The sequence below is a fragment of the Nocardioides sp. B129/18 genome, assembly GCF_055282735.1.
In genome coordinates, this window is record NZ_JBUZJI010000049.1 from 1 (window position 1) to 7,618 (window position 7,618).

The window sequence follows — 7,618 nt, forward strand, 5'->3', positions numbered from 1 at the left end:
GCGCGACGCGAGCAGCCGTCTGGCCCAGCGGGCTGGCGAGCAGCGCACGCTCGGGCTTGGCCGCCGAGCGGGTGCGCAGGTACTCGTCGGCGTAGGGGCCGAGGACGCGGCCCGCGAGCACCTCGCGCAGCGAGATGTCGAGGGTGAACATGGCGCGGATCAGGCCGAGGCAGTCGTCGCAGTGACGGCCGTGCTCGCGCAGGGCGCGGCGCAGCTCGCCATCGAGGCGACCGGGGGCCTCCATGCGCAGGAAGCCGGAGAGCTCGAGGCACGCGGCCTCGTCGCCCGCGGGGAGGGCCCGGGCGGTGAGGCGGCGCAGGAGCGCACGAGCGGAGACGAGGGCACGGCGGGTGTCGACCTCGCCGATGCCGAGCAGGGGGGCGATGGCAGCGGACTGCTGGCCCTCGACCTCCTGGTGCCACAGCGCGGTCTGCCAGGCGTCGGCCATCGAGCGGTAGGAGGTCCACACGGCGTCCCAGCCGGCGTCGCCGGTGCGACGGTCCGCGGAGAGGCTCTCCCCGGTGACCTCGGCCAGCCACATCACGCGGAACGGCGCGGTCATCGGGCGGTCGCCCTCGACGAACGCGGCCATGGCGCTCCACGAGCGGTCGTAGGCACGGGGGTCGACGGCGTCGGCCAGCGCCTGGACGGCCGGCGCGTGGCGACCCAGCAGGGTCACCTCGGCGTCGGCGTGGCCCGCGCGGGCAGCCGTCACGAGCGCGACGTCGCTCGCGCCGTCCCAGCCCTCGTCGAGCAGGTCCATCTGTCGGGTGTCGAAGAGTGTCACGCCCGTCCCTCCACGGTCAGACTTGAAAAGTTGGCTGCCCTCGCGAGCAGCCGTGCCACCCCTCAACGAAACACTGGGTGAACGGTTACCGGCATCAACCGAATGGTCTAGACAGGCTCAGATCGGACCCGAGCCTGCCGACCAGATTGTGGGGCCATTGTTCCGCATAACGGCACGGATGGGAAAAGGTCACGCTGCACCGACGGGTGATCAGGGACACCCTCGGACGGCCGTCCCAGCATGAGACCCCCCGGACCGGCGTCGGAGCGTGGCGATACATTGCGCAGCGGCGCATCGCCGCCTCGTTCCCCGCCCCCGCTCCAGGAGAGTCACGTGCCGGAAATCAAGCCACTGCAGAAGGTCCTCGTCGCCAACCGGGGCGAGATCGCGGTCCGCGTGATCCGCGCCTGCAAGGACGCCGGCATCGGCAGCGTCGCCGTGTACGCCGAGCCCGACCGTGACGCGGTCTTCGTGCGGATGGCCGACGAGGCCTACTCCCTCGAGGGCGCCACCCCCGCCGAGTCCTACCTCGACATCGCCAAGATCATCGCGGTCGCCGAGCGCTCCGGCGCCGACTCCGTCCACCCCGGCTACGGCTTCCTCGCCGAGAACGCCCAGTTCGCCCAGGCCGTCCTCGACGCCGGGCTGATCTGGATCGGCCCCTCCCCCGAGGCCATCGACGCCCTGGGCGACAAGGCGAAGGCCAAGCACATCGCCGAGCGCGCGAACGCGCCGCTGGCCCCCGGCACCAAGGACCCCGTCGCCGACGCGAACGAGGTCGTCGAGTTCGCCAAGGCCAACGGCCTGCCGGTCGCCATCAAGGCCGTCTACGGCGGCGGTGGCCGCGGCCTGAAGGTCGCGCGCACCCTCGAGGAGATCCCCGACGCCTACGAGTCGGCGGTCCGCGAGGCCGTCACGGCCTTCGGTCGTGGCGAGTGCCTGGTGGAGAAGTTCCTCGACAAGCCGCGCCACGTCGAGACCCAGTGCCTGGCCGACAAGCACGGCAACGTCGTGGTGGTCTCCACCCGCGACTGCTCGCTGCAGCGCCGCAACCAGAAGCTCGTCGAGGAGGCGCCCGCGCCGTTCCTCTCGGAGGAGCAGGTCACCTCGCTCTACGAGTCCTCCAAGCGCATCCTGCGCGAGGCCGGCTACTACGGCGCCGGCACGTGCGAGTTCCTGGTGGCCCAGGACGGCTCGATCTCCTTCCTCGAGGTCAACACCCGCCTGCAGGTCGAGCACTGCGTCTCCGAGGAGGTCAGCGGCATCGACCTCGTGCGCGAGATGTTCCGCATCGCCGCCGGCGAGGAGCTCGGCTACGACGACCCCGAGATCATCGGCCACTCCATCGAGTACCGCATCAACGCCGAGGACGGCGGCCGCAACTTCATGCCCGCCCCCGGCACCCTCACCGCCTGGAACCCGCCGCAGGGCCCCGGCGTCCGCGTCGACGGCGGCTACGAGAACGGCCAGACCATCCCGGGCTCGTTCGACTCCCTCATCGCGAAGCTGATCGTCACCGGTCGCGACCGCACCCAGGCGCTGGAGCGCTCGCGCCGCGCGCTCGACGAGTTCGTCGTCGACGGCATGCCCACCGTCATCCCCTTCCACCGCGCCGTCGTCAGCGACCCGGCCTACGTCGGTCCCTCGACCCCGTCGGGCGAGGGCTCCTTCGACGTCTACACGCAGTGGATCGAGACCGACTTCGACAACCAGATCCAGCCCTACGGCGGCGAGGTCGGCGAGGCCGAGGACGCCGGCGAGCGCCAGACGGTCGTCGTCGAGGTCGGTGGTCGTCGTCTCGACGTCGTCCTGCCGGCCGGCCTGGGCGGCATCGCCGCCGGCCCCGCCGCGGGCGGCGCGAAGAAGCCGAAGCGCGCTGCGGGCAAGAAGGCCGGCGCCGCGGTCAGCGGCGACTCCGTGGCCAGCCCGATGCAGGGCACCATCGTCAAGATCGCCGTCGAGGAGGGCCAGAGCGTCGCCGAGGGCGACGTCATCGTCGTCCTGGAGGCGATGAAGATGGAGCAGCCGCTCAAGGCCCACAAGGCGGGCACCGTCACCGGCCTGGCCGCCGAGGTCGGCGCCACGGTCGCCAACGGCGCCGTCATCTGCGAGCTGAAGGACTGACCTCCCGCTCGTCCCCCACCGCCTGCGCACCTCTCGGAAGGATCGGCAGCCGCCATGCCCCCCGTCTACCACGACCGACCGCCCCGGTTCGGTCCCATGACGACCTGGCGGCTGTCGATCCGTCTGTACCAGCAGGGCCACCACCGGCTCGCGAAGCTGGTCAAGGCGTTCAACTACCTGTTCTTCCGCGCGATCCTCCCGCCGGAGGCCACCGTCGGCGAGGGCGTGCGCCTGGAGCACTACGGCCTCGGCATCGTGTTCCACCCCAACACCACCATCGGCGACCGCGTGCGCGTCTACCAGCACGCGATGGTCGGCAGCGACGCCGAGATCCTGGGTCCCGACCGCGTGATCATCGGCGACGACGTCGTCATAGGCATGGGCACCAAGATCGCCAACTCCCGCGGGCACACGCTCACCATCGGCGACGGCGCGAACATCGGTGCCCACAGCCTCGTGACGCGCGACGTCCCCGCGGGCGCGCGCGTGCGCGCCCAGCCCAGCACCGTGCTCCCTCCCCAGGACCAGGACCCCCTCACCCCCCAGTCCTAGGAGTCCCCCGTGCCCGGCGTCCTCTCCCCCGACCGTCTGCGCAGCGCCCTGCCGGAGTCCACGATCCCCGCCGCCGCGCGTCTGGCCGCGGCGCTGCACCTGGCGCGCGGCTCCCGACGCGCGGCCGCGCTGGCGCAGGTCCGCGCCCTGCACGGCGCCGAGCTCGACGACGCCGCCTGCGAGGCGCTCGCCGCCCCCTACCTGCGCTACTACGCGTGGCGCTCGGAGTCGCGGCGTCACCTGACCCACGAGACCGACCTGCCGGTGCACGGCGTCGAGCACCTCGACGCGCTCAAGGCGGCCGGCCGGCCGGTGCTCCTCAGCTTCCTGCACCACGGACCCTGGGAGGGCGCGCTGGCCTCGGTCGGCCGCAGCCACCGGCTCCAGGTGGTGGTGAACACCCGGATGATCGCCGAGGACGCCCCCGACTTCATCCGCGACATGCGCCGCAAGGGCGAGGTCACCGGCAACACCCCCTTCGACGTCGCGGAGGGCCCCGCCGGCATCGAGGCGCGGCTCGTGCCGGGCGCCGTGGTGGGCGTCGCCAACGACGTGCGCGGCACCAGCCCCGCCCAGTTCCTCGGCCAGCGCATCCGCTGCGGCATCGCCGCCGCGCACGTCGCGTGGCGCACCGGCACGCCGATCGTCGTCATGACCTGCCGTCGCCCGGAGCGTCGGGGCGGCCGACCGAGCGTGCACCTCTCCGCGCCGCTGGAGCCCGCCGAGCAGGCCAGCAAGATGGCGCTGCACCAGGCGATCATGAGCGCGCACGAGCCGTTCGTCCGCGCGTGGCCGGAGGCCTACGAGCAGCCGCTGGACCGGATCACCTTCCCCGACCGCGACTGACCGCCGGGGCCTCCGCGGGGCCGTCCGCTATCCGGAGACGCCCGACCCTGGGCGACGCGGGTCAAGACGGACGGTGCCCAGGAGGGGGTGAGCCCCACTAGCCTCCCGGCATGTTCTCCAAGGTGCTGGTGGCCAACCGCGGCGAGATCGCCGTCCGGGCGTTCCGGGCTGCGTACGAGGTGGGGGCGCGCACGGTCGCGGTCTTCCCCTACGAGGACCGGTGGTCCGAGCACCGCCTCAAGGCCGACGAGGCCTACGAGATCGGCGAGCGCGGCCACCCGGTGCGCGCCTACCTGGACCCCGAGGCGATCGTCGCGACCGCCGTGCGTGCCGGAGCCGACGCCGTCTACCCCGGCTACGGCTTCCTCTCGGAGAACCCCGCCCTGGCCGAGGCGTGCGCGGAGGCCGGCATCACCTTCGTCGGTCCCAGCGCCGAGGTGCTCACCCTCACCGGCAACAAGGCCCGCGCCATCGCCGCGGCGAAGGCGGCCGGGGTCCCGACGCTGGCGAGCGTGCCGCCGTCGACCGACGTCGACGAGCTGATCGCCGCCGCCGCGGACCTGCCGTTCCCGCTGTTCGTGAAGGCCGTGGCCGGCGGCGGCGGTCGCGGCATGCGGCGCGTCGACGAGCCGTCCGGGCTGCGCGAGGCCGTCGAGACGTGCATGCGCGAGGCCGACGGCGCGTTCGGCGACCCGACCGTCTTCATCGAGCAGGCCGTCGTCGACCCTCGCCACATCGAGGTCCAGATCCTGGCCGACGGCCAGGGCGGCGTCATCCACCTCTACGAGCGCGACTGCTCGGTGCAGCGGCGCCACCAGAAGGTCGTCGAGATCGCGCCGGCCCCGCACCTCGATCCCGCGCTGCGCGATCGCATGTGCGACGACGCCGTCCGCTTCGCCCGCGAGATCGGCTACAAGAACGCCGGCACCGTGGAGTTCCTGCTCGACCCGGCCGGCAACTACGTCTTCATCGAGATGAACCCGCGCATCCAGGTGGAGCACACCGTCACCGAGGAGGTCACCGACGTCGACCTCGTCCAGTCCCAGCTGCGCATCGCGGCGGGCGCCACGCTCGCGGACCTCGGACTCTCCCAGGACACCGTGCGCCTGCGCGGTGCCGCGCTCCAGTGCCGCATCACCACCGAGGACCCCGCCAACGGCTTCCGCCCCGACACCGGCGTCATCACCACCTACCGCTCCCCCGGCGGCGGCGGCGTGCGCCTGGACGGCGGCACCACCTACACCGGCGCCGAGATCTCCGCGCACTTCGACTCCATGCTCGCCAAGCTCACCTGCCGCGGCCGCACCTTCGAGGACGCCGTCGCGAAGTCGCGTCGCGCGATCGCGGAGTTCCGCATCCGCGGCGTCTCGACGAACATCGCCTTCCTGCAGGCGGTGCTGGCCGACCCCGACTTCGCCGCCGGCCGCGTCACCACCTCCTTCATCGAGACCCACCCGCAGCTGCTCGACGCCCGCGGCTCGGGCGATCGCGGCACCAAGCTGCTCACCTACCTGGCCGACGTCACCGTCAACCAGCCGCACGGCGCCGCGCCGGTCACCGTCAGCCCGGCCTCGAAGCTGCCGGAGGTCGACCTGCGCGTCCCCGCCCCCGACGGCACCCGGCAGCTGCTGCTGCAGGTCGGTCCGGAGGAGTTCGCCCGCCGCCTGCGCGCGCAGAAGGACGTCGCGGTCACCGACACGACCTTCCGCGACGCCCACCAGTCGCTGCTCGCCACCCGCGTGCGCACCCGCGACCTGCTGGAGGTGGCGCCCTACGTCGCGCGCACCACCCCGCAGCTGTGGTCGCTGGAGGCCTGGGGCGGCGCCACCTACGACGTCGCGCTGCGGTTCCTCTCCGAGGACCCCTGGGAGCGGCTGGCCGCGCTGCGCCAGGCCGCGCCGAACATCTGCCTGCAGATGCTGCTGCGCGGACGCAACACGGTCGGCTACACGCCGTACCCGACGCGGGTCACCGAGGCGTTCGTGGAGGAGGCGGCCCGCACCGGTCTCGACGTGTTCCGGATCTTCGACGCCCTCAACGACGTCGAGCAGATGCGTCCGGCCATCGAGGCGGTCCGCGCCACCGGCACCACCGTCGCCGAGGTCGCGCTCTGCTACACCGGCGACCTCTCCAGCCCCGACGAGCGCATCTACACCCTCGACTACTACCTGCGCCTGGCCGAGCGGATCGTCGAGGCCGGCGCCCACGTGCTGTGCATCAAGGACATGGCCGGCCTGCTCCGCGCCCCGGCGGCGCGCACGCTGGTCACCGCGCTGCGCGAGCGCTTCGACACCCCGGTGCACCTGCACACCCACGACACCACCGGCGGCCAGCTGGCGACCCTGCTGGCCGCGATCGACGCCGGGGTCGACGCCGTCGACGCCGCCACCGCCTCGATGGCCGGCACCACCAGCCAGCCGCCGCTCTCCGCGCTGGTGGCCGCCACCGACCACTCCGAGCGGGAGACCGGCCTCGACCTCGGCGCCGTCAACGCGCTCGAGCCGTACTGGGAGGCCACCCGCCGGGTCTACGCGCCCTTCGAGTCCGGTCTGCCCTCGCCCACCGGGCGGGTCTACCGCCACGAGATCCCGGGCGGCCAGCTCTCCAACCTGCGTCAGCAGGCGATCGCGCTCGGCCTGGGTGAGAAGTTCGAGCAGATCGAGGACACCTACGCCGCCGCCAACGACCTGCTGGGCAACGTCGTCAAGGTGACGCCGTCGTCGAAGGTCGTCGGCGACCTCGCCCTCGCGCTGGTCGGCCAGGGCATCGACCCGGCCGACTTCGCCGAGCACCCCGAGCGCTACGACATCCCCGACTCGGTGATCGGGTTCCTCAACGGCGAGCTCGGCGACCCGCCCGGCGGGTGGCCCGAGCCGTTCCGCACCAAGGCGCTGGCCGGCCGCACCTGGACCCCGCCGGAGGCCGACCTGCCCGCCGAGGCCGACGCCGCGCTGGGCTCGGAGGAGTCGGCGGTGCGCCGTCGCACGCTCAACGAGCTGCTCTTCCCGGGCCCGACCAAGGCGTACTCCGAGGCCGTCGAGAAGTACGGCGACCTCTCGGTGCTGCCGACGCTGGACTACCTCTACGGCCTGCGGCAGGGCGAGGAGCACCCGGTCCAGCTCGACGAGGGCAAGACGCTCATCCTGGGCGTCCAGTCCGTCAGCCAGCCCGACGAGCGCGGCTTCCGCACCGTCATGGCGCTGCTCAACGGCCAGCTGCGCCCCATCACCGTGCGCGACCGCTCCGTCGCAGCCGACGTCGCCGCCGCGGAGAAGGCCGACTCCTCGAACCCCGGCCACGTCGCCGCGC

General features: G+C 72.9%; 5 protein-coding genes. 4 read left to right on the top strand and 1 reads right to left on the bottom strand.

Going from position 1 to position 7,618, the window contains the following annotated elements; all coding sequences use genetic code 11:
- Positions 1–787: hypothetical protein (locus ACZDWJ_RS19445; protein WP_463523791.1), on the bottom strand; the 787-nt coding region annotated here is incomplete at its 3' end.
- A 333-nt stretch (positions 788–1,120) separates the two neighbouring features.
- Here ACZDWJ_RS19445 and ACZDWJ_RS19450 point away from each other — a divergent pair.
- From ACZDWJ_RS19450 to ACZDWJ_RS19465, 4 genes are all read left to right on the top strand, one after another.
- A complete protein-coding gene (locus ACZDWJ_RS19450) occupies positions 1,121–2,911 on the top strand; it encodes an acetyl/propionyl/methylcrotonyl-CoA carboxylase subunit alpha (RefSeq protein ID WP_463523793.1) in 1,791 nt (596 codons plus the stop codon).
- A 54-nt stretch (positions 2,912–2,965) separates the two neighbouring features.
- A complete protein-coding gene (locus ACZDWJ_RS19455; protein ID WP_463523795.1) occupies positions 2,966–3,463 on the top strand; it encodes a serine O-acetyltransferase in 498 nt (165 codons plus the stop codon).
- Between the two features lie 9 nt (positions 3,464–3,472).
- Positions 3,473–4,309: an LpxL/LpxP family acyltransferase gene (locus ACZDWJ_RS19460; RefSeq protein WP_463523797.1), complete on the top strand. Its 837-nt coding sequence runs from the start codon at positions 3,473–3,475 to the stop codon at positions 4,307–4,309.
- A gap of 110 nt (positions 4,310–4,419) precedes the next feature.
- A partial coding sequence (locus tag ACZDWJ_RS19465) for a pyruvate carboxylase (protein WP_463523799.1) occupies positions 4,420–7,618 on the top strand: 3,199 nt, incomplete at its 3' end.

Bases quoted from the DNA above. Each gene is read 5' to 3' on its own strand.
- ACZDWJ_RS19455 (WP_463523795.1), top strand. From the start codon at position 2,966: ATGCCCCCCGTCTACCACGACCGACCGCCCCGGTTCGGTCCCATGACG.